Below are 24,527 nucleotides of genomic sequence, written 5' to 3' on the forward strand. Positions count from 1 at the left end.
CTATTTATATTTAAAAATTATTGATGTTTCTTGTTTTGTTGATCAGAAATAAATCTGCTAATACAAATGCAGCTAAACTTTCTACTACAGGAACTGCTCTTGGAAGTACACAAGGATCGTGACGTCCTTTTCCTTCTACAATTGCAGGGTTTCCATATTTATCGACACTTTCCTGAGGTCTTAAAATGGTGGCAATAGGTTTGAAAGCTACACGGAAATAAATATCCATTCCATTTGAAATTCCACCCTGAATTCCACCGGAAAGATTAGATTTTGTTGTGAAATCTTCGTTGAAAAGATCGTTGTGTTCTTTTCCTGTCATTTTTGCACCACAGAATCCACTTCCGTATTCAAAACCTTTTGCAGCATTGATATTAAGCATCGCTTTGCCTAATTCAGCCTGAAGTTTTGAGAAAACAGGTTCGCCAATTCCTACAGGAACATTTTTGATGACACAAGTAATCGTTCCACCAATAGTGTTACCTTCTTTTTTGATTTCTTTGATTCTTTCGATCATTCTTTCTGCTGTTTCAGCATCGGGACAACGAACTTCATTGCTTTCTGTCTTAGAAAAATCCAAAGCCTGATAAGGTTTTTCGCAGAAAATTTCACCTACGGAAGAAACGTACGCGTTGATCTCAATATTTGATAAAAGTTGTTTTGCTAAAGCTCCGGCAACCACCCAGTTCATCGTTTCTCTTGCCGATGATTTTCCTCCACCGCGATAATCTCTTAAACCATATTTTTGGTCATATGTGAAGTCAGCATGACTTGGGCGATACGAGTTCGCAATATGATCATAATCTTTTGATTTCTGATTTTCATTTTCGATAATAAAACCAATGGGAGTTCCTGTTGTTTTTCCTTCAAAAATTCCTGAAAGAAATTGTACCGTGTCACTTTCTTTTCTTTGAGTTACGATTGCGGATTGTCCCGGTTTTCTTCGATCCAATTCATATTGAACTTTATCGAAATCTACCGTTAAACCTGCCGGAAAATTATTGATGATTCCACCGTAAGCCAAGCCATGACTCTCTCCAAATGTTGTAAGACTGAGAAGATTACCTAAAGTATTTAACATGATACAAATTTACGGCTTTTTCTTCAGATAAAAAGGCCAATAGATTACTTCTGTTTATACAGATTGTTGATAGAATGAATCACATTTTGGGCTTCTTTTTTTTCTTCCGGATTCATTTTTTTCCAGATAACCCCTTTTTTCATATTATTCTTATCAATCAATTGAGGGAAGATTCCTGCTCTTATGTGTTCAAAAACATAACCTTCTGAAATCGCTGGTAGAGGAGTTTCATAATTAAGCGGATATTTCTTAGCAACATTGAAATTTAGATTTCCGATTTTGTAAGAATTGAAATCCATGGTTTTATAAACGGCAGGTTTGTAAAATTGTTCCATTTTAGCTTCTTTCATAAAGTTACCGAGATAGAAGCTCTGAAAATGCTTTTTAACGAGATGAGGAATAGATATGAATCCGACGAAAAATAGACTAAAAACAGAAAATACGATCAGTGATTTTTTCTTATCGAAATAAGTAATGAACATCACAAAAAAGATGACAAAAAATACATCGATAAAAAATCGGTATTGTGCTGAAAATAAAATGACTAAAATACTTTTAAGGAGTATTGAAATACAAATTAGAGTAGTGGTTTTGTCTTTTTTTCTGAATGTGAAGATTATGAAAATGAATAAGCTTATAACAAACAGAATATTGATTTTAGATTTTATTCCATGTAAGAAAAACCAGTTTTTTATATACTCCCACGATGAGAATTGCTGGATTTGCGTATATGTGTATTGCATGTCGTAGGTTTTCCGAATGGCAATTTGTGACGAAATTTTTAAAACTTCCGGATTAGGTTTCCAGCTTACTCCAATATCGCCAATAGAAACTGGAAAAACAGGATAACCAAAAGTGTAAATATTTTTAATGCAAAATAAACCAACAACTAGAATTCCCGGAATTAAGTTTTTAAAACTTGATTTGATAATAAAAACTGAATATAGAAAGCTTACAATGGGTAGCCAAATCATGGTTGGCTTTATCGCAAAAACAAAGACGGAATAAATAAATAGGAAGGAAATGTTTTTGTTTTCCTGTAAAATCTCGTTTAAAATAAGCAAGGAAAAAATAATTACCGGTAAATCCGGACTTGGAGATTGGGAAAATAATAATAAAATAGGGAGAAAACATAATTGTATCCAGCTTTTCCTTTCTATGATATATAGGGCGTAAATGATTAATACAATTGAATTTATTCTTAAAAAAGGATCGGAGAAATTTGAAAATCCAGCCTGAAAAATATGCCATATAGACATTTGCCCAAGTGTAAGATTCAGGTTTGAAATGCCTTTTACTAGACCAAATTCTGTCAGCCATTTGATGGTGGGAACATAATATCCAAAATGGTCTATCATGTACGGATAAAATGAGCCGCAGAATAAAATGATCAGTGAAATAATAAGAAATAATATGTAATCTTTTTTTGAAAAAGCGGAAAATTCCTGATAATATTTATCTTTCAAAAAGAAAAAAAAACCTATTAGAATTGTTGGTATTTCTATATAAATATTCAATGGAATGAAAAAGGAAAGGAGTGTCCAAATCAAACTGATTATTAAAATCCCGGAAAATATTTTTCCTGAAATTCCTTTTAATGAAGAACTTAAAAAATAGTCTGAAATTTTCCCCCAACCGATTAAAGTAGGAATAATTAAAATCGTTGAAAGTAAAATTGAAATCATAAAAAAAGATTGCTTAAAAATAAGCAATCTTTTAGTGTTATCGTGAAAAATAATTAATTACTAGGCTGGACTCTTCCGTCTTTTCTGTCGCCGGCTCTACCGATTGTATAACCGGTTGCACCTCCTACAACACCACCAATTACGGCTCCAAGTCCTCTGTTTTTCTTAGCAATAATTGCACCTGCTGCAGCGCCACCTACTGCACCAATAATAGTACCTTTTGCGGCTTTACTCATCCCTTTTTTCTGGGTTGTTCCCTGAGAAGCCGCACTGCTTCCGTTGTTGGCATACGTTCCGTTTGAACCTGAACTTTCTCTATAGATGGTTTTTTCTCTTATTACCTGTGGTTTTGAATTGCTTGAAGTAGCTTCTTTTGCTTTTTTAGCTTCAACAATGCTGTCTGCTTGTTTTTGAGCTTCATAAGCCATTTTTTCTTTCTCAATAGCTAATTTCTGCTTTTCAATTTCCAGCTGTCTCATCTGGAATTCCATTTTTTGCTGTTCCAAAGATTTTTCAGCTACTTGGTTATCTTTTTTACAAGCCGTCATTAAAAATACTGACAAAAAGCTTGCTAACACTATCTTTTTCATAACTCAAATTTTTTATTGACGAAATCTTGCCAATGGTTGTAGAGGACATTTCAATTATAAAGCCAAAAATATGTTAACAAGTGTTAAAATTGAATCGATGTGAAAAAAAATATTTTAAAAATTTCGATGATGAAAAAGGGAATTTTAAATCATTAGTTAGTGTATTGGTCAATAATTGGGATGTTTTTTTTATGATTATTTCACTTTTTCTTGATGAAAAATGAAAAAAGTCTTTTTATATCGTAAAAAAATATGCTGGAAGTGCTTTTGATAAAAGGTTTTTGTTCTGGTGAAAGAACTTTTTGGTGAAAAAAATGTTGTATTATATCAAAATGTATTGAAATAATTATAAATCTGTTTTTGGTGATTTTTTTACATTTTTTTTATGTAAAAGTTGAAAAAAAAACTATAAAAATCTATTTTTTTAGTTTTTTATAGAATTTTTATTTTTGTAGATTTGTATAAACTAAAAAAAACTTACCATGGACTTATTTGATTATTCATTCTTCAAACTAATTTTCCTATTAGTGTTAGTGATGTCTGTTATGATCTGCTTATACCTTTTTCTTAGAAAAAATAGTAGCCGATCAGGATTTTGGTATTATGGTTATGATTTCCCTCATTATAAAAAATATATGGAGATTAAGAAAAAAAGTATCGACGGGAAGGGTATTGAAGTGGAAAAAGAGATGCATTATCCTAATGGAAAAGCATAATGCTATAAAAGTATAAAATACAATGATAATGATTTCTATTTACTCTAGTAAACCCATGTTTAATGTAAGATTAAATGGGAGATGTAGAATTGTTCTTTAGGTTGTGACGACCAAAAAGTTCCCTTCCACGTTATCTATAAGTTAAATGTATTCTCTTCTTTTGATTTTAGACATTTTGCTAATTTTCAAACGCTTGAGAATCGTATAAATTCATTAATTCAGGGAATATCATGTTTTCTCTATCTATATCTTTTAGCATAGCATATCTCTCTATTAAGTCTTTTTCTTTTTCATTTCCTTCAAGAATTCCATAGTAATATAACATCATAATCTCTATCCTGGATAATTGTGATGTTAGTATATTGATGTAAATTTTCTTATCTATGAATGGATTTAATTCTATCATTTCAACAATATTAAATATTGTTCTATAATATGATTCTATTTGATTTTTATTAGCTATAAATCTATTTTTTAATATTTGTTTACATTCTATTCCTGTGAAATCAAAATAATTTTGTTTAGGATCTAATCTTCTGTTTTCTTTTTCTGCACTGTATTTTCTTGCTGCACCTATTATGGAAAAATGTATCATACTAATAGCTGATCTACCTTCTAATCTCCTTTCTTGATCATAAAAAATACTTCTTCCATGACTTTGAAAAGTATGTTCATCATCTGAAAAAATGTATTTTCAAAGCCCTGAACTTGGATGGCTGTATTTTGTCTTTCTAACTCTTCTTTTTGACCTTTAATATCTTGTCTCTGTAAAATAATAGTAACGAGTAATCCTACAAAAGATAATCCTGTAAATAAAGAGTTTGCAAATCCAAACATATCACCGAAAGTGCCTCTGTTTGTAATATCATCGTTCAAAAGCATATATGTTCCCAATAATACAATTATTATAAATGCAATGGCATATGCAGCATAACGAAGAATTTTATCACTTTCTTCTTTTTGATTACTCATATTTAAAATGGTTTAGTTCAGCCGAATATACAAAAGATTATTTAGTCAACTCATTATGTTTCCGTAAAACCCCTTTGTGACTTTAAATATCTTTTGTATTAGATGTATTATGGAAATACAGTAAAATATAAATGAAATTTACATTACAACTCATTGATATGTCCGATTGCTAAAAAATGCATTATTATCTAACTTTGTACTCAATTCTCATATTTAATTTGAGTTTTCATGGTTATTAGTTTTATCCCGGTTTACGGATCGGGATTTTTGTTAAATTTGAACATCAATACTAATACTCATGAGAAATAAAATAATTAAAATATCTTGTATATTAATTGCAATTGTCTGTGGTGGGTATGCTCTCTACCAATGGTTTAATAGCAAAACTTTGGATTATGTAGCATTACCAATGGTTGTGATTTTTCCTCTCTTAGCTGCATTATTGCCAAATTATAACAGAACTAATTATATCTTTAAAATTAAACACTCCGATTGGATGCGACTATCTGATGGTCATTATAGGCTGACAGTGCCTTTTAAAGTACATGGAATAGAAAACCCGAAACCATCATTGTATTTAAAGCTAAATGGTGAATTAACTAAAATAAGTGGATCTAAAGATGTAAAACCTAATCATGATATAGAACTAAATGTAAATCATACTACTTATGAAGGAGAACTGAGAATAACGAGTTAATTTATCTCTTCATAAACTTTTATTTCCATTAAGAAATAAGGTTTATTTTCTCCTTTAAAGAATTTCACAATTATCATACTTATTGATTAAAATTCTGAAGGCACTAAAGTACGTGCCAGACTTTGTTGTTTCATAATAAATAGTATCGAAAAAAAAACAAAATTTTTATTTATCGTGAAAATATCGTGAAGGTTTGAAAAGAAAAAACCCTAAACTATTTATAGTCAATAGAATAGGGTTTTGTAGTGAGGTGCCTAGCGGATTCGAACCGCTGTAGATGGTGTTGCAGACCACTGCCTAGCCGCTCGGCCAAAGCACCATTTTTTACGTGTGCAAATATAGTAAAATTTCTTACTCAACAAAAACTTTATGCTATATTTCTATACTTAACAGTCTTTTTGTATTGTCTATCAGTTCTATAAATTTAAAAAAATATATTTGTTTTTACTAAGTAAAAGATCAAATTCCTCCAAGTGTAAGTTTTAAAGAGGCATTTGTATCAATAACTGCAGTAATAGCAGATGATGTAAGGAGTATTTTAGTAGGTTTCAGATTAAAAACCTTTCCATACATTTTTAATCCTTTATAATATTCTTTATTGAAAGCCTCTTCGATACTTTTTTTCGAACTGTTTTCAAGGTCTTCTGTAGGAATACCATATTCTTCTTCAATCATTTTTACAATTTTTCCCTGAAATAGAACAGAAGCTGTTTTGTGTATGATATTAGAAGTTTTAAGTTTGAATTTGGTGTTTGAAAGTACAATTTTCCTTTTTGTTTCATCATACACCGGAATTCCGGAAATAATGCATGTCCCTTTTATATATCCATCCGTCTGAGCCTCAATCATAATTTTATCATCCACTCCATATACTCTGATATCAGTAATTTTTACTTTTGAATCTCTTACATCAAATTCTTTATTCAAGAAGGTTTTTCTTGCAATATTGCTGGCTTCTGTATAAGGAATATTAGCTGTGGTCTGCAGCAAAAAATTATCGGATAGATTGGGAGAGAAGTTGAAATTTGAAGCTGTTTTTATAGGAAGTGAAGCTTCTGGCTTAGTTCCTGTAAAAGTTTCAGAATAAATATCAATACCAATATTGGTGTTAATCTGATTAGCGTAGAATTTCAAAGGAGTAATATTTACTGCAATAGGAGAGACTTTCAACCAAGTATTGTATTCTTCAGAAATATTGAAAGGATTCGAAAAAACATTCCAAGCCATCACTGCGTATTGCTGAAAATTAAGTTGTGTAGCCATCTGTTGATCTATGGTTTTGCAGAATTTTTGTTGTTGCTCAACCAAACTTTTTTCCACCAAAGATGTAATAGGAATCTGAATTCTGCCGTAATCTAAAACAGGTTTTGTTACCCATTTGAAACCATTAGGCTTTGTACTCGTGGCGATTGTCCAGTTATTTTGAAAATTTAAGGTTGTATTAAAGTACATCACTGTTTCAAAAGTTGTATTTTGATACGTGTAAATCCCTAATGTTCCAATGCCTTTTTCTGCCCAAATTTTCAAGGGAACTTCAATTAAAAGATTTTGGCTGGTTCCTCCTACTAATCTGATAGGTCTGGTTTTCCATACCTTTACTTTAAACTGATCATTGTTGTTATCTGTATAAGAATCGTCCTGATAAATAAGTTCTTTTACAGAGGCATTGATCATATTGCTGATTTCCGAAAGAGGAATCGTTACCGGCATTGTAATATTCGATTTTATCTTCGGAAAATTGTAAGCAGTCTGATTTTCAATATTGGTTTGCCCAAATATATTGATGAAACTAATCAGAAAAAATATTTTAATACACTTCACAGGTGCCATTTTTTATAAAACGAAATTAAGGAATAAATTAACTTATTGGTTTAAAGCTTTTTTCCAATTCAATACTCGCTCCTTTCATTTCGCCCTGCATTGGAGGTGCTGTTTTGGTGATTTTTAATTTAATATAATCTATCTGAGAGAATTTTTTATTGATCTTAGTAATGATTCTTCCGGCAACATGTTCCAGTAATTTGGATTTAATTTTCATTTCGTCATGAAGAATTTGGTTAATATCTGCATAGCTGATCGTGTCGTTCAAATCATCAGATTCTGCAGCTTTCCACAAATCGGTGTGAAGCTCTACATTCAGAATGTAATACGTTCCAATAATATTTTCTTCAGGAAGGACTCCGTGATATGCATATATTTTTACATCTTCAAGATATATTTTACTCATATTTTCTAATTTTTATTAAGCAAAAATCGTTTTAATTCTACAAAATCCGGTTGTATTTCGGTACTTTTTTTCTCCTTTTTTATTAAATTTTCTAAAGACTCAGGAAGATCGACTGTAAGATGTATTGCCTTTTCCACTGCATCAGGAAATTTTACTGGATGAGCTGTTCCTAGAATAAAACCTTTTTTCTCCGGATTTTCTTTCAAATACCGTTCCATTGCTTTGTAGGAGACTGCACTGTGAGGCTCAAGTAAATAATGATAGTTTTCATATACATCTTGAATGGTCTGTAAAGTTTCCTCATCATCAATAGAATATCCTGAAATTTTACTTTTTAAATCCTCGAAATGGTTTTCAAAAAGCTCTAAAATTCTCACAAAATTACTTGGATTTCCTACATCCATCGCATTGGAAAGAGTGGCAACTGTTTCTTTTGATTCTAATTTCTGTGTTTTTAAATAATTGGGAACAATATCATTTTTATTACAGGCTGCAATAAAATGTTCAACAGGAAGTCCTCTGAAATGTGCTAAAATTCCCGCACAAATATTTCCGAAATTTCCACTGGGAACACAAATGACAGGATTTCCTGTTTCCAATTTTTGCCATTGTTTTAAAGCTAATAAGTAATAAATCTGCTGAGGAAGCCATCTCGCTATATTTATAGAATTCGCTGAAGTCAAGAATAAATTTGAGTTTATTTCGTCATCAGAAAAAACCTGTTTTACCAGATTTTGACAATCATCAAAACTTCCGTCAACTTCCAACGCTGAAATATTTTCACCCAAAGCTGTCAATTGCTTTTCCTGAACTGCACTCACGCGATTTTTAGGATAAAGAATAACAACATTAATATTTTCTGTTTTATAAAATCCATTGGCAACAGCACCTCCAGTATCTCCGGAAGTGGCCACTAAAACCGTTACTTTTTTATTTTCATCTTTCAGAAAGTAGGAGAGGCATCGGCTCATAAATCTTGCTCCAACATCTTTAAAAGCCAATGTCGGTCCATGAAAAAGCTCTAAGGAATAAATGTTTTCATTAATTTTTTTCAAAGGAATTTCAAAGTTGATGGTTTCTGAGACGATTTGCTTTAAAACATCATACGGAATTTCATCTCCGACAAAATCTTTCATACATCGAAAAGCAATTTCTTCATCAGAATATTGATGTAAATTTTCAATAAAATCTTTATCAAATTGCGGAATAAGTTCAGGGAAAAATAAACCTTTCTCTCTTCCCTGTCCTTTTATGGTGGCTGTTTTAAAATCAACGACTTCTTTTTTTTCTTTTAAATTGTAATACTTCATTAGTTTATATTTTGTGAATAATTTTTAACATTAAGATTTTATAAGGTTTTAAGATTGATTAAGGAAAACATCTTTGATGTTTTTTTAGCGGAATGCTTATTATTTGACGAAGTCAAATTCCTTAAAAACTCTTTTCAAGTTTGTAAATTTCTAAACTTCTTAATGTTTAAATAAATTAAGTATAGCATTAATCTTCAATAATTTTAATTCCCGACGGATTTATTTTTGAAACATAGACAAAACTCTCAATCTCAATTTTTTCATAAACAGATTTCATCATTTTTGCAATTTTTTGCGAAGTTTCTTCTTTTTCTGAAAGCATAAAAATTGATGGGCCAGAACCTGAAATTCCCCCACCCAAAGCTCCCAATTCCAAACTTTTTTCTTTGATTTCATTAAACTTCGGAATTAAAATACTTCTTACAGGCTCTACAATAACATCATTCAGACTTCTGCCAATCAACCCAAAATCATTTTTTTGAATTCCGGCAACCAAACCTGCAATATTTCCCCATTGTTCAATCGCATCTTTCAAAAGAATATTTTTCTTCAAAATCTGTCTTGCATCGGAAGTTTTTACTTCCACTTGTGGATGAACGGCGGTAACAAATAAATCTGGAGAATTCAACGGAATGATATCAACTGGATTTGAGGATTTAACTAAAGTTATTCCACCGAAAATACATGGAGCAATATTATCCGCATGTTTCACACCAGAAGCCAGTTCTTCCCCAAACATGGCAAAATGAACAAGTTCTTCTTTGGTGAAAATATTTCCTAATAATTCGTTTGCTCCAACAGCAGCTCCGGTCGCACTTGCTGCGCTCGAACCCAATCCACTTCCAGGTTTTATTTTTTTATTGATGATAACTTCAAAACCATTTTTCAAATTTAAATGCTCCTGAATTTTTAATAAAACAACTCCTGTAACATTTTTTGAAGGCTCTTCCGACAATCCGAAATGGTCTTTGTGTTTGATAATAATTTCGGGAGTTTCCAATAATTTTAATTCCATTTCATCAAACGGTTCATGGATTGCCATTCCCAAAATATCGAATCCGCAAACCAAATTGGCAACCGTTGCGGGAACTTGTAATTTTACTTTTTTCATAATTAAAATTTTAAACAGAACGAACAATATCAGCGAAAACTCCACTTGCTGTAACTTCTGCACCGGCTCCTGCACCTTTCACCACCAAAGGCTGCTCAGAATATCTCGATGTTTTAAAAATCACAATATTATCTTTTCCATACAAATGAAAAAGGTCACTTTCGGGAGCAATATGTTGTAATCCGACTTTTGCTTTTCCATCTTTAAATTCAGCAACGTACTTTAAAATTTTTCCATCATTTTTGGCTTTTTTAAATAAATTTTTAAAGTAAGTTTCATATTTAAATAAAGCGTTATAAAAATCCTCAACACTGCCTTTCATGCATTCTTCCGGAAGAAAACTTTCATTTTTAATTTCATTAAATTCTAAAGAATAACCAGCTTCTCTTGCGAGAATTAAAATTTTTCGGGCGACGTCTGTCCCTGCCAAATCTAATCTCGGATCGGGTTCGGTGTAACCTTCTTTCTGAGCTTGGGCAACGATTTCAGAAAAGGGTTTGCTTCCACCATAATTATTAAAAACAAAATTTAAAGTTCCACTCAAAACTGCTTGAATAGCAGTGATTTTGTCGCCACTTCTTATCAGATCATTAATTGTTCCGATGATGGGAAGTCCGGCTCCGACATTGGTTTCAAAGAAAAATTTGCAACTGTGATTTCGAGCGATATTTTTTAGATTTTTATAATTTTCAAATTCTGATGAAGCGGCTATTTTGTTACAGGCAACAATATTTACACTCTTTTTTAGTAATTTTTCATAAATATTCGGAACGTCTGAACTTGCTGTTACATCAACAAAAATAGAGTTTCTTAAATTCCTTGAAATTATTTCCTGAGCAAATTTTTCAGCAGAAGCATTTTCTCCATTTTGATTGAAATTTTCAAATTCATTTTCTGAAATTCCTTGATGTGAGAAAATCATTTTACGGTTGTTGGAAAGTCCAGTAATTCTTAAATTAATCAAAAGATTTTCTTTAAGATATTCGTTCTGATCATAAATTTGCTGAATTAATTTCACTCCGACATTTCCTGTTCCGCAGATGTAAAGGTGAACTTGCTTTATTTCCGATTCGAAAAACTCTTCATGCAAAATATTCACAGCTTTTTTGATGTCTTTTTCTGAAATAACAATGCTGATATTTTTCTCCGAAGAACCTTGCGCAATCGCACGAATATTGATTCCATTATTTCCCAAACAACCAAACATTTTGGCACTTACTCCACTTCTGCTTTTCATGTTTTCACCGACTAAAGCGACAATAGCAAGATTGGTTTCAATTTTTACGGGGTCAACTCTTTTTAGCTTTAAATCATCTTCAAAAGCGAAATCAATAGCATTTTTTGCGTTAAAAACATCCTTTTCATGGATAGCAACCGTAATGGAATGTTCAGATGAACTTTGAGTAATGAGAATAACATTCACCTTTTCATTGCTTAAACACTGAAATAATTTTGCAGAAAATCCCGGAATTCCAATCATTCCGCTTCCTTCTAAAGTCAGTAAAGCAATGTTGCTCATATTTGAAATTCCGACAGCAATCTGTTGATTTTCAAAGTTGGGTTTTTCTAATTGATGAGAAATTAATGTTCCGAATGCTTCCGGTTCGAAAGTGTTTTTAATTCTTAGATTAATATTTTTCACCATTACTGGCTGAATGGTTGGAGGATATAAAACTTTTGCTCCAAAATGTGAAAGTTCCATCGCTTCGGCGTACGAAATTTCAGCAATCGGTTTCGCATTGGAAACTAATCGCGGATCGGAAGTCATCATCCCACTCACATCTGTCCAGATCTGAAGTTCATCTGCACTAATGACAGAAGCAATGATAGCCGCAGTATAATCTGAACCGCCTCGTCCTAATGTAGTAGAATTACCTTTTTCATCTCTAGCGATAAATCCGGGAGCAATAATAATTTGATTTTGATTTTCACTTAAAAATTGTATCAAATTCCTTTCTGTGGCTTCGAAATTTACTTTCGCGTTGGTGTAATTGCTATTTGTTGTGATGTTTTCAGCAGTGTTCATCCAAATGACATCAAGTTCTTCGAATTGTAATCTTGCTGCAATGATATTTGATGAAAGAAATTCACCGTAAGAAGTTATTTTGTCTTTAATTCTATCTGTAAATTCTCCTAAAACGAAAATTCCGTTGCAGATATCTTCGATATCATTAAAATGTTTTTTTACAAAACTCAACCATGAGCTTTGATCCAAAATTGGAATTAATTCTTTAACCAGATTTAAATGTTTTTCTTCAAGATTTTTAACAATCTGAAGATAATTTTCATCGCTTTGAGAAGCTAATTTCGCTGCTTTTATCAATTGATCTGTTACGCCATGAAGTGCTGAAACTACGACAACGACTCTGTTTTTAAGAGATTCTTTCTTTATAATATCTTCGACCTTTACTATATTTTTGGCATTGGCGACAGAAGTTCCGCCAAATTTTAAAACTTTCATGATGTTTTATTTTATGTTATGAGAAAATGAAATTTTACTCTTTAGGAAAAAGAGTACACGGCTGTGAATAATATGTGAAAATTTACCCCGTTATGGGGTAGTCGTAGTTGTTGTAGCAATAATAGAAACAAAATTTCCTTCCGAAATAGAGAAATTCGGAGCAGAAATATCAGATATGTTTCTTAAAAAATTCATTGTTACTTGAACAAATGTACAAATTATTTTAAAACACAAATAAAATTTAGTGTCAAATATTATTTATTGGATATAATTTAACATAAAATAATATTTATCAATATGTAGTGATTTAATTAGTTTAATTATCTATTTTTAAATGAGTTAAATTAATGAAACTAAATACTATGAAAAATTTAAAGAAATTAGACAGACAAAACTTAAAAGTAATTAACGGAGCCAGAACCTGTAATTACACTTGTCCTCCCGGACCTTATGGTCCCGGTTTTCCGAAATCTTGTGCAGACTATGATGCTTTACCGGAATGTTGTAAGTCTAAAGTGTTATTAAGCTACGAATGCTCTCTTGATTAAGATTTATAGTGTAACCATCAAAACTATTTACTATGAAAAATTTACAAAAACTAAGCAGACGAAATTTAGAACAGGTTAACGGGGCTGGAATTCCTCCAATTTCTCACTGTAACGGATGTCCGACAGGAGCATTTGGTCCTGGAAGTAACCATTCTTATTCTTGTGAAGCCTATTGGAATCTTCCTGAGACCTGCAGAAATTGTGTGTTGGTAAGTATGGACTGTTTTCAAATGATTGAATTACAAAATAAATACCAATGAAAAAATTAACAAGATCAGCATTAAAGAATATCAAAGGTGCTTTAACTTGTTCAGGGTGTCCTGTCGGAAATAATTACGGAACAGGTCCTGAGTATTCAAACACTTGTGCGCAATATTTTGCATTGTCTTATAATTGTCAGATGTGCGTAGATGTAAGTGCAGATTGTTTTGAAAATTAATTTTAAAAAAAGCACTGCGAAAACAGTGCTTTTGATTTATTTTATACTTTTTGAAAGGTCAAGCATTGCCTCGATTGGTTTTAATGCTCTTAGTCTTAAATCTTCATCGATTAGAATTTCAGGAAGCTCATATTTCATACATAAATACAGTTTTTCCATAGTGTTGCGCTTCATGTAGAAACATTCAGAACAGTTGCAGCTTTCATCAAAAACCAAAGCTGGAATCAATTCTTTATGAGGAGCACGTTTTTTCATTTCGTGTAGAATTCCTTCTTCTGTTGCAATGATGAATCTTTGACAATCATCTTTTTGAACGTAATCCAATAATGCAGAAGTAGATCCGATGAAGTGTGCTAATTTCAACACAGATTCTTCACTTTCAGGGTGAGCAATCAGTTTTGCATCTGGATTGTCTGCCAATTGTTTAGCAATTCTTTCCATTGAAAAGGCTTCGTGAACGATACAGCTTCCATCCCAAAGAATCATATCACGACCCGTTTTTTGAGATAAATATCTTCCTAAGTTTTTATCTGGAGCGAAAATAATCGGTCTGTCCTTTGGAAGGGCTTCAATCACCGTTTCAGCGTTTGAACTTGTTACGATAATATCACTTTCTGCCTTCGTTTCTGCATTACAATTAATATAGGTTGCAACTAAAGCATTCGGATGTTGCTCACGCATTTTTCTCAACCCTTCTCCGGAACAACCGTCTGCTAAAGAACATCCTGCCATTGTATCGGGAAGAACAACTTTTTTCGTAGGGTTCAGAATTTTTGCAGCTTCTGCCATGAAATGGACTCCGCAGAAAACAATCATGTCGGCATTCGTATCTTTTGCCTGTCTTGCTAACTGTAGAGAATCTCCTAAGAAATCAGCAATATCCTGAATTTCTCCAGGTTGGTAATAATGCGCTAAAATCACCGCATTTTTTTCTTCTTTCAATTTAAGAATCGCCTTTACAAGCTCTTCTCCTTGAGGAATTACCAAATCTTTAATATCCAAAAAACCTTTTACCGGAATTGTAGATTTAGCTTTTTCTAATGTTTCGGTACTCATATCAACCTCAATGTTTTTTGATTATAGAAGTTAGATGTTAGAAATCAAAAGTTAGGTTTGGGTGTCGATAATTTACTGACACTTTTAAACTGTCTTCTGGTTTCCCGCTTCTAGTTTCTTTCTATAAAATTTTTTATTAAACTTTCAATTTCTTCTTTTGCAATATTCAAATCGTTATTGATTACGATTTTATCAAATTCTTTCGCGTAAGACATTTCTTCTTCTGCCTTTGCTACACGGGTTTTGATGGTTTCTGCATCATCTGTGTTTCTTGAAATCAATCTTCGTTCCAATTCTTCAATGGAAGGTGGTTTTATGAAAATTGACAAAGCCTGTTCTCCGAAATATTTCTTTAAGGAAATACCACCTTTTACATCAACATCAAAAATCACCACTTTTCCCTGATTCCAGATTTTTTCGACTTCAGATTTTAAAGTTCCGTAATATTTATCAGTATAAACCTCTTCAAATTCTACAAAAGCATCTTCTGAAATTTTCTGCCTGAATTCATCGGGACTTAAAAAATGATAATCCACTGCATGAACTTCACTTCCTCTTGGTTGTCTCGTTGTACAAGAAATTGAGAACTTTAATTCATTAAATACTTCCAAAGAATGCTTTACTAATGTAGTTTTTCCGCTTCCCGATGGCGCCGAAAATATGATAACTTTATTCATATGGTTGTTGGTTGATCGTTTCTAGTTGATAGTTCTAAAGCAAGCAACCATCAACTAAAAACCATCAACTAATTATAATACGTTTAACGTCTGTTCTTTAATTTTTTCCAAATCATCTTTCATCATGACTACCAATTTCTGAATGGCTGCATGATTGGCTTTTGAACCTAATGTATTGATTTCACGACCGATTTCCTGGGAAATAAATCCTAGTTTTTTTCCGTTGAAATCTTCGTTATCCATTACTTCTTTGTAATATTTTAAATGTTGAGCTAGTCTCACTTTTTCCTCAGAAATATCTAATTTTTCAGTGAAGTAAGCCATTTCCTGATAAAAACGGGTTTCATCAACATTTTCAAATTCTTTCAATGTTTTTTGATAACGTTCTTTTACCGCAACAATTCTTTCTTCTTCATAAGGAATCACTTCAGAAAGATTTTTATCAATATTTTGAATGTTTCTTTCTAATTCTTCATGCAAAATTTTACCTTCTGTTTTTCTGAATTCCTCGAAACGGTCAATCGCGGCATTAACGATTTTAGCCAAAGCTTCCCATTCACCTTCAGCCAATTCATCGGGTCTTGAAGAGATGGCATCCGGAAGTCGAACCGCCATTTTCAAGTATTCAAAATCTGGACCGTCTGATGCGATGTTTCTAAGTTCATTGATATAAGAATCAATTAAACCTTTATTGATTTTTACATCGTTTGTTTCTTCAAGATTCTCTATATTAACGTAGCAGTCTACTTTTCCACGGATGAGTCTATCGTTAAGAATTTTTCGTACTTCAAATTCTTTTTCTTTATATCTCAAAGGAATTTTGATATTCAAATCAAAGCTTTTGCTGTTCAGTGATTTAATATCTATTGTTATTTTTTTTCCTTCAAAAACACCTTCGGCTCTACCAAAGCCTGTCATTGATAAAATCATAGTTTTTTATTGTCGTACAAAGATAATCATTTAAGTCTATGTATTAACTATATTCCATTTTTACCACAAAAGAGACAAAAGAAAATTGTGAAAATATTTAGCTTGGCAAAAGTTCAAAAAAGCAGAATAAAAACTTTTTCTAACTTTTTAATTTCTAAAAAACAACTAAAATCTTTTTTGACTTTTGTGGTAAAAATCAAAAAATCAATTTTTCGTAAATTAGCGCTGTGAAAAAGAAAAACTTAATTTCTGTTGTAGGTCCTACTGGAATTGGAAAAACAAGATTGGCGATTGATTTGGCTAAACATTTCAATACGGAAATTATTTCCTGCGATTCGCGTCAGTTTTTTAACGAAATGAAAATCGGAACTGCATCGCCTTCAGAGGAAGAGTTGGCGGAAGCACCTCATCATTTTATCGGAAATCTTTCGGTGGAAGAATATTATTCTATCGGGCAATATGAAGAAGATGCTTTAAAAAAACTCAATGAACTTTTTGAAAATCATGATACCGTCATTTTGGTTGGTGGAAGTATGATGTATGAAAAAGCGGTAATTGAAGGTTTGAACGATTTACCAGAAGCCGATGAAGACAATCAGAAAAAATTAAATGAAATTTTCGAGAACGAAGGAATTGATAAACTTCAGGAAATTTTAAAAGAACTCGACCCTGAATATTTTGCGGTGGTGGATTTTCACAATCACAGAAGGCTTCTACGAGCAATTGATGTAATCTGGCAAACAAATAAAAAATATTCTGAATTAATTGCTGTTTCTCAAGACTCAAGAGATTTTAAAACCATTCGAATTGGAATTGAAGCTCCGAGAGAAGAGTTGTACGACCGAATCAATAGGAGAGTGGATATTATGATAGAGAAAGGTTTGTTGGATGAAGCAAAAAGTTTAGAGAAATTTAAGCATTTGACAGCTTTGAATACTGTTGGTTATGCCGAATTATTCAAATATTTTGATGGTGAATGGGAATTGGATTTTGCCGTTTCTGAAATTAAGAAAAACAGTCGAAGATATGCAAAACGTCAATTGACTTGGTATCGAAAAGCGGATGATATTCATTATTTACAGTTGGGATATTCGCGGGAGGATTTTGATGGGTTGATTGGGTATATTAATGAGCAATTTCAAAAATAATTCTTTTTAAACCATTAAGATTTTAATTAAGGAGTTTAGAATATTAAGGTGAGCTTCGCTTTTAGTATAATGCTGATTAAAAAATCTATTTGATTTTTCTTAATCAAGCTTAACAACTTAAATGCACTTAATGGTTTAAAAATTCTGCATTGTCATTCTGACGAAGGAAGAATCTCTGCAAATAATTATAGATTCTTCACTCCACTTTGTTTCGTTCAGAATGACAGTATAAATGTTTTTTTAAATTTAAAAACGAAAAAAATGCAGCCCCGAAAGACCGCATTCCATTAACAATATAATTTTAATTTACTACTTCCAACCGCCTCCTAACGCTCGGTATAAGTCTACAATACTGCTCAATCTCTGTCTTTTTACGGACGCTAAATTAAGTTCTGCCTGTAGAGAATTTCCCTGAGCTGTTATTACTTCTAAATAGTTTGCCATTCCGCCTTTGTAAAGCATTTCGGCACTTTTAATTCCATTTTTTAGGGTTGCGACTTGTTCGGTTGCTTTTTGTTCCTGAACTTTTAAGCTTTCGTTAGAAACTAAGGCATCAGAAACTTCACCTACGGCATTTAAAACAGATTGACGGAAGGCCAAAACGTTTTTTTCTCTCTGGATTTTAGCAACATTAAGATCCGTTTTCAATTGTCTTTTCTGGAAAATAGGTTGAGTCAATCCTCCTAAAACAGATCCGAACAATGAAGCCGGAATCTGGAACCAGTTATCAATTTTAAATGAATTTACACCACCGTTGGCTGTGATTTTCAATGAAGGATACATATTTGCCTGAGCAACTCCCACGACTGAATTGGATTCCAATAAAACCAATTCCTGTTGACGGACATCCGGACGACGACTCACCATTGCTGCTGGAAGTCCTGCAGAAATATCTTGTGGTAAAGAAGTTTCAGACATTTCAATCGTTCTGCTGATTTTTCCAGGATTTTCTCCAACTAAAATACTTAATGCATTTTCTTGGATTGAAATATTTTGTTCTAATTGAGTAATCAAAAGTTCTGTTGATTGCTTCTGAGCTGTTGCCTGTTGAACTCCCAAAGATGTTGTATCACCGCTTTTCCATAATTTTTCTGTTAAAGAAAGAGTGTTTGTGCTTAATTCTAAATTTGAGTTGGCAATCTGCAATTGTTTGTCAAGCATCAACAAATTGTAATATCCTTGAGCAATCGCTGCAACAACTTGTGTCTGAATCGCTTTTGTCGCTTCATAAGTCTGCAGATATTGCATTTTTGAAACTTCCTGTTGATTTTTAATTTTACCCCAAATATCAGCTTCCCAAGATAAGTTGAACGCTGCATTGTAATCTTCAACATAGCTTTTTCCTAAAAATAGGTTCAAGCTTTGTCCGTTCATGCTGTTTTTTGAAGGTTTTGAAATTTGTGCAGTAACTCCGAAACCAACATCTGGATATTGAAGATATTTTGCCTGTTTTAGTTTTTCCTGTGATGAAGCAACTTGTTTTAAAGCAATTTGTAAATCGTAGTTATTTTTTATCCCTTTTTCAATCAATGTCTGTAACATCGGGTCGCTGAAAAATTGTTTCCACTCTAAGTTCGCAACGCTTGCTGTATCGGCAGTTGCGGTATATTTGAACGTTTCTGGAAGATCAACTTCAGGTTCACTTAATGCCAGTTTGGGCACACAGGAAACCGAACCTATAGCGATTCCGAAAGCGATGATTATATTTTTTACTCTTTTCATATGGTAATATTTATTTTTATTAAAAGGTCATATGTAATCGCTGGATTTTTATTGAAATTTTTGTTTCCAAATGATGGCGATTTCATAAGTTTTTAATTTTAAATTGAATACAAAACTTTGAGAGGTTTTGTTTGGGCAAAGTTGTCTTTAGTAGGAGAAAATGCTTTGCTTTATATGATATAGTTTGAATAGTTTGCTTCTCTATTTTTGTTAATTTGAACCATTAAGATTTAAAAAGTCTAGTTTTAATTAAGATAAAAAATAGATTAAAAACGAAGCTCCACTTAATACTAAACTTCTTACTAAAGATCTTAATGGTTTAAATTTTTAAAATAAATCTCTCAAAGTTTGTTATTCATTTTTATTAATGAGCCGCAGCTAAAAGTTCTTCTTCTAATTTTTGTCTTTGAAGTCTTTTCTTTTTTCTGCTTGGCATTTTTTCATGTAAATACTGGAAGATCACGAACATTACCGGAATAATGAAAATTCCGAAGATAACTCCTGTCAACATTCCACCAACCGTACTGAATCCGATTGAGTGATTTCCTTTTGCAGAAGCTCCTTGCGTAAATACAAGCGGTAACATACCAACGATAAACGCAAATGATGTCATTAAGATCGGTCTTAAACGTAATCTTGAAGCCTGAAGCGCAGATTCTAATAACGATCTTCCTGCATTTCTTCTTTGTACGGCAAATTCCACAATCAGGATCGCATTTTTTGCCAACAATCCGACGAGCATGATTAAACCAACCTGAACGTAAATATTATTATCAATTCCAGCCAATCCTGTGAAGGCAAATACTCCGAAAATACCCGTTGGAATCGTTAAGATAACTGCAAATGGAAGAATATAACTTTCATACTGAGCTGCCAACAAGAAATAAACAAACAAAATACTTAATGCAAAAATAAATGCTGTTTGTCCACTTGTTTTGATCTCTTCACGAGTAATCCCTGTCCATTCGTATCCGAAACCTCTTGGAAGTGATTTTTCTGCAACTTCTTCCACTGCTTTAATCGCGTCTCCGGTACTGTAACCAGGTTTTGGTGTTCCGTTGATTGTAACCGCGTTGAATAAGTTGTTTCTTGTCACTGTTTCAGGGCCGAAAGCTCTTTTTAATGTCACTAATGTTTTCACAGGAACCATTTCGCCTGATTTATTTTTAACATAAATTCCTTCCAAAGAATTCGCATCAGTTCTGTATGGAATATCCGCCTGAGCCATTACTCTGTAGTATTTTCCGAATCTGTTGAAATCTGAAACAAAGCTACTTCCGTAATAAATCTGCATCGTCTGCATCAATTCAGTGATTGAAACGCCAAGCTGATTGGCTTTATCATTATCAACTTCAATCGTATATTGTGGGTTTCCTGCTGCATAGGTTGTGAAAGCAAATGCAATTTCAGGACGTTTCATCAATTCTCCAATGAATGCTTGAGTTGTTGTTCCTAAATTTTCCAAAGAACCATTTGTTTTATCCTGAAGCATAAATTCAAAACCAGAAACGTTACCAAATCCCTGAACAGTTGGGAAGTTGAAGAAGAATGCACTCGCATCTTTTACTTGAGAAACTTTCCCTGTCAATCCTGCTGCAATCTGATCCGGATCGGTGATTTCACCACGTTGATCGTGATCTTTTAATTTAATGAAACCAGCAGAATATGGAGACGCATTTGCGTTACTGATGAAGTTCAAACCGTCTGCAACCCAAAGGTGATTTTTAGCTTTTTCACCGTTGATGATGTTATCAATTTGCTCAGTCGCTCTGTGCGTTCTGTCCAATGAACTTCCCGGAGGAGTATTCACCGCATACAAAATAAATCCTTGGTCTTCCGTAGGAATAAATCCAGATGGTGCTTTTTTAATTAAGAAAACACTTACAGCAGTAATTAATACTAATCCTCCGACTGCAACCCATTTATTTTTAATTAAAAATTTAAGACTGTAGATATATTTTTTAGTCATGTTATTAAAACTAACATTGAAAGCATTGAAAAATCTTGCTCCAAAACCAGTTTTTTTACCGTGTTCTCCATGTTCACCTTGAGGATCATTTAAGAACATTGCACATAAAGCAGGACTTAATGTTAATGCATTAATCGCAGAAATCATGATTGCAATTGCCAATGTGAAGGCAAACTGTCTGTAGAAAACTCCCGCAGGACCCTGCATGAAACCAACCGGAATAAACACGGCACACATCACCAACGTAATGGAAATAATTGCACCGGAAATTTCACTCATTGAGCTCATTGTCGCGTGTTCAACGGGCATTCCAGTATGTTCCATTTTGGAGTGAACGGCTTCCACAACAACGATCGCGTCATCCACCACAATACCGATGGCGAGTACCAAAGCGAACAATGTCAACATGTTGATACTGAACCCGAATAATTGCAGGAAGAAGAATGTACCGATAATCGCCACCGGAACTGCAATGGCAGGAATTAATGTAGATCTGAAATCCTGAAGAAAAATATATACTACAATAAATACCAAGATAAATGCAATCACTAATGTCTCAACAACCTGATGAATTGAAGCATCCAAAAAGTCTTTGGAATTGTACATGATGATCGGCTCAACACCTTTTGGAAGGGTAGTTTTGAACTGGTCAACTTGTCTTTCAATTTCAGTTAAAATTTCGTTGGCATTAGACCCTGCTGTCTGCATAATTGCAAAACCTGCAACAGGTTTGCCATCCACTCTGTTAGCTGCTGTATAAGTATATGAACCGAATTCTACTCTTGCTACGTCTTTCAGTCTTAGGAAAGAACCGTCGCTGTTGGCTTTAATGGCAATATTTTCGTAGTCTTCGTTCTTGTTTAATTTTCCTTTATATTTTAAAATATATTCGTAAGTTTCCTTACTTCCTTGTCCCAAACGTCCCGGAGCAGCCTCCAAGTTGTGATCTTTTACTGCTGCCAAAACTTCTTGTGGAGAAAGTCCATTAGCCGCTAATCTGTCTGGTTTCAACCAAAGTCTCATTGAATAATCTCTCGTTCCGAAAACCTGCGCCTGAGCAACCCCAGGAATACGCTGGATTTGTGGAATGATGTTGATTTTCAAATAATTCTGTAAGAAAAGTTCGTCGTATTGTTTAGGATCATTACTAGATAACCCCATGAACATAATCATACTGTTCTGAACTTTCTGCGTCGAAATTCCCGCCTGTACAACCTCTTGTGGAAGCTGGCTCATCGCTTTCGATACACGGTTTTGAACGTTTACGGCAGCATTATCCGGATCAGATCCTTGCTTGAAAAATACGCTCAACGTCATGGTACCGTCGTTACTCGAGTTGGAAGTCATGTAAGTCATGTTTTCCACCCCGTTCACCGCTTCTTCAATCGGGGTTGCAACCGAACGGGCTACAACTTCCGCATTCGCGCCCGGATAGAAGGCTGTCACCTGAACACTCGGCGGCGCAATATCCGGAAAGAGGGCGATTGGTAAATTAAAGAGGGACAGCGCCCCCAATAATAAAAGTATTATGGAGATGACCGTTGAAAGTACCGGTCTTTCTATAAATTGTTTTAACATAAGAAGTTTATTTTTTAATGTTGTTTAAACTTTTTAGCCTAAATTTTAAACATTTGATTCCCTTTTAGCTTTAATTAAAAAACTAATGATGACGTTCACTTTTAGATGAAAATCAAAGATTTTCAAAAACTTATATGATCTTAATAAGAAGAGTATCTGTTTAAAATCTAATGTGACTAATGCGTTAAAAAGTGATTGTGACTTTTGTTATTTTTTTAAGTTTAAACAGTTCTTATAAATAGTCCCGAAAGGAGTTTACAAAGGTTTTGCTTTCAACAAACTATCCGAAGAAATAGCTTTTGGCTGAATAGCAACCCCGTCTTTCAATGCACCGATCCCTGTGAATACGATTTTATCTCCTACAGAAAGTCCTTCAGAAATGAAGTAATAGCTGTCTGTTTTCCCTGAGATTTTTACAGGTTTTCCAGTTACTTTTTTATCCTTTCCAACGATATAAACGTAAGTTTTATCCTGAATTTCGAAAGTAGATTCCTGTGGAATAACCAACGTTTTGTCGAATAACTGAGGCATACGAACTCTACCCGTATTTCCTGTTCTCAGAACTCCGTTTGCATTTGGGAATACTGCGCGAACGCTTATTGCTCCGGTAGTTTTGTCGAATTGTCCGTCAACGATGCTCATTTTTCCTTTTTCAGGATATGTGCTGTTGTCTGCGATTACCAAATCTACCATTGGCATATTTTTCAGTTTTTCGTTTAAAGTTGCTCCAGGATATTTATTTTGGAAAGCAATGAAATCCAGTTCGCTTAAAGAAAAGTAAGCGTAAATTTCGCTGATATCAGATAATAAAGTCAATGGACTTGCATCTGTTCTTGAAATCAAACTTCCTTTTTTGTAAGGAATTCTTCCGATATATCCGCTTACTGGAGCTGTAATGGTTGTAAATCCTACATTGATTTTTGCGCTTCCAACTGATGCTTTTGCCTGTGAAGCGGCTGCAACTGCGGCTGCGTAATTTGCTTTTGCAGTTCTCAACTGTACGTCTGAAACTACTTTTGCAGCAACAAGAGGTTCTAATCTGTCTACCTCAACTTTTGCTTTTTGAATGTTGGCGTTGGCAACTTGTAAATTGGCACTTGCCATATTCATTTGTTCGCCGTAACTTCTTGAATCTATTTTAAATAAAGGCTGTCCCGCTCTTACATAAGCTCCTTCTTCTACATAAATTTTATCTAAATATCCATCAACCTGAGATCTGATTTCTACATTGTTTTTCCCTTCCAAAGCTGTTGGAAATTCTTGATAAACAGTAGCAGGAGAGGTGATTACGGTATAAACTGGCAACTCTGGAGCAGGTGGAGCAGCGTTTGATCCTTCTGCTGCTTTTGTGCAATTTTGTAAAAGGATAATACTTGCGATAAGTACGATGATCCTCGTTTTTCCAAATATTTTCATTTTGAGTTTAAATTTTTAATGAAGTGTTGAATTAAATAATGTTGTTTGTTAATTTGAATTCTGTTATATTTCCTAACAGTGTTAATGATTTGTTCAAAAAAAATTTCAGAATTCTTAATCTGGTTTAAATTGTTGTTTTCATGATCACAATTTTTAGATGGTTTGGGTTTGAATGCTTTTGTGTGTTATTTTTC

Annotated in this window: 22 protein-coding genes and 1 tRNA gene; 6 read left to right on the forward strand and 17 right to left on the reverse strand. The window is 33.3% G+C overall.

Translation table 11 applies throughout. The annotated features are described in order from the left end of the window. Positions 1–10: 10 nt before the first annotated feature. From aroC to RM51_RS09115, 3 genes are read right to left on the reverse strand one after another with little or no spacing between them, the layout of a single operon-like run. A complete protein-coding gene (aroC, locus tag RM51_RS09105; RefSeq protein ID WP_039367978.1) occupies positions 11–1,081 on the reverse strand; it encodes a chorismate synthase in 1,071 nt (356 codons plus the stop codon). A gap of 44 nt (positions 1,082–1,125) precedes the next feature. Next, positions 1,126–2,766 carry an LIC_10190 family membrane protein gene (locus tag RM51_RS09110; protein WP_039367981.1) on the reverse strand — a complete coding sequence of 547 codons (1,641 nt, stop codon included), beginning with the start codon at positions 2,764–2,766 and terminating at the stop codon, positions 1,126–1,128. Between the two features lie 53 nt (positions 2,767–2,819). Next, positions 2,820–3,356 (reverse strand): YMGG-like glycine zipper-containing protein, encoded by a 537-nt coding sequence (locus tag RM51_RS09115; RefSeq protein WP_039367985.1) that lies wholly within the window; start codon positions 3,354–3,356, stop codon positions 2,820–2,822. Positions 3,357–3,838: 482 nt separating this feature from the next. Here RM51_RS09115 and RM51_RS09120 point away from each other — a divergent pair, with 482 nt between their 5' ends. Then, positions 3,839–4,072, forward strand: a complete 234-nt coding sequence (locus RM51_RS09120) for a hypothetical protein (protein WP_039367987.1) — start codon at positions 3,839–3,841, stop codon at positions 4,070–4,072. Between the two features lie 178 nt (positions 4,073–4,250). On the opposite strand, the gene RM51_RS09125 is transcribed toward RM51_RS09120, so the two are convergent. Both RM51_RS09125 and RM51_RS19105 read right to left on the reverse strand, forming a co-directional pair. Further along, positions 4,251–4,667, reverse strand: a complete 417-nt coding sequence (locus RM51_RS09125; RefSeq protein ID WP_039367989.1) for a putative phage abortive infection protein — start codon at positions 4,665–4,667, stop codon at positions 4,251–4,253. A 20-nt stretch (positions 4,668–4,687) separates the two neighbouring features. Continuing rightward, positions 4,688–5,044, reverse strand: coding sequence for a hypothetical protein (locus RM51_RS19105; protein WP_052248452.1), 357 nt, complete (start codon positions 5,042–5,044; stop codon positions 4,688–4,690). A 298-nt stretch (positions 5,045–5,342) separates the two neighbouring features. Here RM51_RS19105 and RM51_RS09135 point away from each other — a divergent pair, with 298 nt between their 5' ends. Continuing rightward, complete coding sequence (locus RM51_RS09135) at positions 5,343–5,741, forward strand: hypothetical protein (protein WP_039367992.1); 399 nt, start codon at positions 5,343–5,345, stop codon at positions 5,739–5,741. Positions 5,742–5,989: 248 nt separating this feature from the next. Here RM51_RS09135 and RM51_RS09140 read toward each other — a convergent pair. The 6 genes from RM51_RS09140 to thrA form a co-directional block, all read right to left on the reverse strand. Next, a tRNA-Cys gene (locus RM51_RS09140) sits at positions 5,990–6,060 on the reverse strand. Between the two features lie 140 nt (positions 6,061–6,200). Further along, positions 6,201–7,571: a DUF4403 family protein gene (locus tag RM51_RS09145; protein ID WP_228375795.1), complete on the reverse strand. Its 1,371-nt coding sequence runs from the start codon at positions 7,569–7,571 to the stop codon at positions 6,201–6,203. Between the two features lie 28 nt (positions 7,572–7,599). After that, positions 7,600–7,968 (reverse strand): dihydroneopterin aldolase, encoded by a 369-nt coding sequence (gene folB / locus RM51_RS09150; protein ID WP_039367994.1) that lies wholly within the window; start codon positions 7,966–7,968, stop codon positions 7,600–7,602. Between the two features lie 5 nt (positions 7,969–7,973). Continuing rightward, on the reverse strand, positions 7,974–9,278 hold the full coding sequence (gene thrC, locus RM51_RS09155; protein WP_039367996.1) for a threonine synthase: 1,305 nt from the start codon (positions 9,276–9,278) through the stop codon (positions 7,974–7,976). A 187-nt stretch (positions 9,279–9,465) separates the two neighbouring features. Continuing rightward, a complete protein-coding gene (locus tag RM51_RS09160) occupies positions 9,466–10,389 on the reverse strand; it encodes a homoserine kinase (protein ID WP_039368000.1) in 924 nt (307 codons plus the stop codon). A gap of 10 nt (positions 10,390–10,399) precedes the next feature. Beyond that, a complete protein-coding gene (gene thrA, locus RM51_RS09165) occupies positions 10,400–12,850 on the reverse strand; it encodes a bifunctional aspartate kinase/homoserine dehydrogenase I (protein ID WP_039368003.1) in 2,451 nt (816 codons plus the stop codon). A gap of 362 nt (positions 12,851–13,212) precedes the next feature. Between thrA and RM51_RS09170 the strand changes: the two genes are divergently transcribed. The 3 genes from RM51_RS09170 to RM51_RS09180 are packed head-to-tail and all read left to right on the forward strand — an operon-like array spanning position 13,213 to position 13,837. Further along, positions 13,213–13,398 (forward strand): bacteriocin-like protein, encoded by a 186-nt coding sequence (locus RM51_RS09170; RefSeq protein WP_039368006.1) that lies wholly within the window; start codon positions 13,213–13,215, stop codon positions 13,396–13,398. A gap of 32 nt (positions 13,399–13,430) precedes the next feature. Next, the gene (locus RM51_RS09175; RefSeq protein ID WP_039368008.1) at positions 13,431–13,658 is read left to right on the forward strand and encodes a bacteriocin-like protein; all 228 of its coding nucleotides are present in this window, start codon (positions 13,431–13,433) and stop codon (positions 13,656–13,658) included. Then, positions 13,655–13,837 (forward strand): hypothetical protein, encoded by a 183-nt coding sequence (locus tag RM51_RS09180; protein WP_039368010.1) that lies wholly within the window; start codon positions 13,655–13,657, stop codon positions 13,835–13,837. The genes RM51_RS09175 and RM51_RS09180 overlap by 4 nt, the downstream gene beginning before the upstream one ends. A 36-nt stretch (positions 13,838–13,873) precedes the next feature. Here the strand turns inward: RM51_RS09180 and nadA are convergent, their stop codons facing one another. The 3 genes from nadA to RM51_RS09195 all read right to left on the reverse strand — a co-directional run bounded on the left by nadA (position 13,874) and on the right by RM51_RS09195 (position 16,500). Further along, complete coding sequence (gene nadA, locus RM51_RS09185) at positions 13,874–14,893, reverse strand: quinolinate synthase NadA (RefSeq protein ID WP_039368013.1); 1,020 nt, start codon at positions 14,891–14,893, stop codon at positions 13,874–13,876. A gap of 110 nt (positions 14,894–15,003) precedes the next feature. Next, positions 15,004–15,570 (reverse strand): guanylate kinase, encoded by a 567-nt coding sequence (gene gmk, locus RM51_RS09190; protein ID WP_039368016.1) that lies wholly within the window; start codon positions 15,568–15,570, stop codon positions 15,004–15,006. Between the two features lie 72 nt (positions 15,571–15,642). Next, positions 15,643–16,500 (reverse strand): YicC family protein, encoded by an 858-nt coding sequence (locus RM51_RS09195; RefSeq protein WP_039368019.1) that lies wholly within the window; start codon positions 16,498–16,500, stop codon positions 15,643–15,645. A gap of 227 nt (positions 16,501–16,727) precedes the next feature. Here RM51_RS09195 and miaA point away from each other — a divergent pair, with 227 nt between their 5' ends. Continuing rightward, positions 16,728–17,648 (forward strand): tRNA (adenosine(37)-N6)-dimethylallyltransferase MiaA, encoded by a 921-nt coding sequence (miaA, locus tag RM51_RS09200; protein WP_039368020.1) that lies wholly within the window; start codon positions 16,728–16,730, stop codon positions 17,646–17,648. 309 nt (positions 17,649–17,957) lie between these two features. Here the strand turns inward: miaA and RM51_RS09205 are convergent, their stop codons facing one another. From RM51_RS09205 to RM51_RS09215, 3 genes are all read right to left on the reverse strand, one after another. Next, positions 17,958–19,370: an efflux transporter outer membrane subunit gene (locus tag RM51_RS09205; RefSeq protein WP_039368023.1), complete on the reverse strand. Its 1,413-nt coding sequence runs from the start codon at positions 19,368–19,370 to the stop codon at positions 17,958–17,960. Positions 19,371–19,734: 364 nt separating this feature from the next. Then, positions 19,735–22,917: an efflux RND transporter permease subunit gene (locus tag RM51_RS09210; protein WP_039368027.1), complete on the reverse strand. Its 3,183-nt coding sequence runs from the start codon at positions 22,915–22,917 to the stop codon at positions 19,735–19,737. 255 nt (positions 22,918–23,172) lie between these two features. Beyond that, positions 23,173–24,333, reverse strand: coding sequence for an efflux RND transporter periplasmic adaptor subunit (locus tag RM51_RS09215; RefSeq protein ID WP_039368030.1), 1,161 nt, complete (start codon positions 24,331–24,333; stop codon positions 23,173–23,175). Between the last annotated feature and the right edge of the window lie 194 nt (positions 24,334–24,527).

Source organism: Chryseobacterium taiwanense, assembly GCF_000813825.1.
In the GTDB taxonomy this organism is placed as follows: Bacteria; Bacteroidota; Bacteroidia; order Flavobacteriales; family Weeksellaceae; genus Chryseobacterium; species Chryseobacterium taiwanense.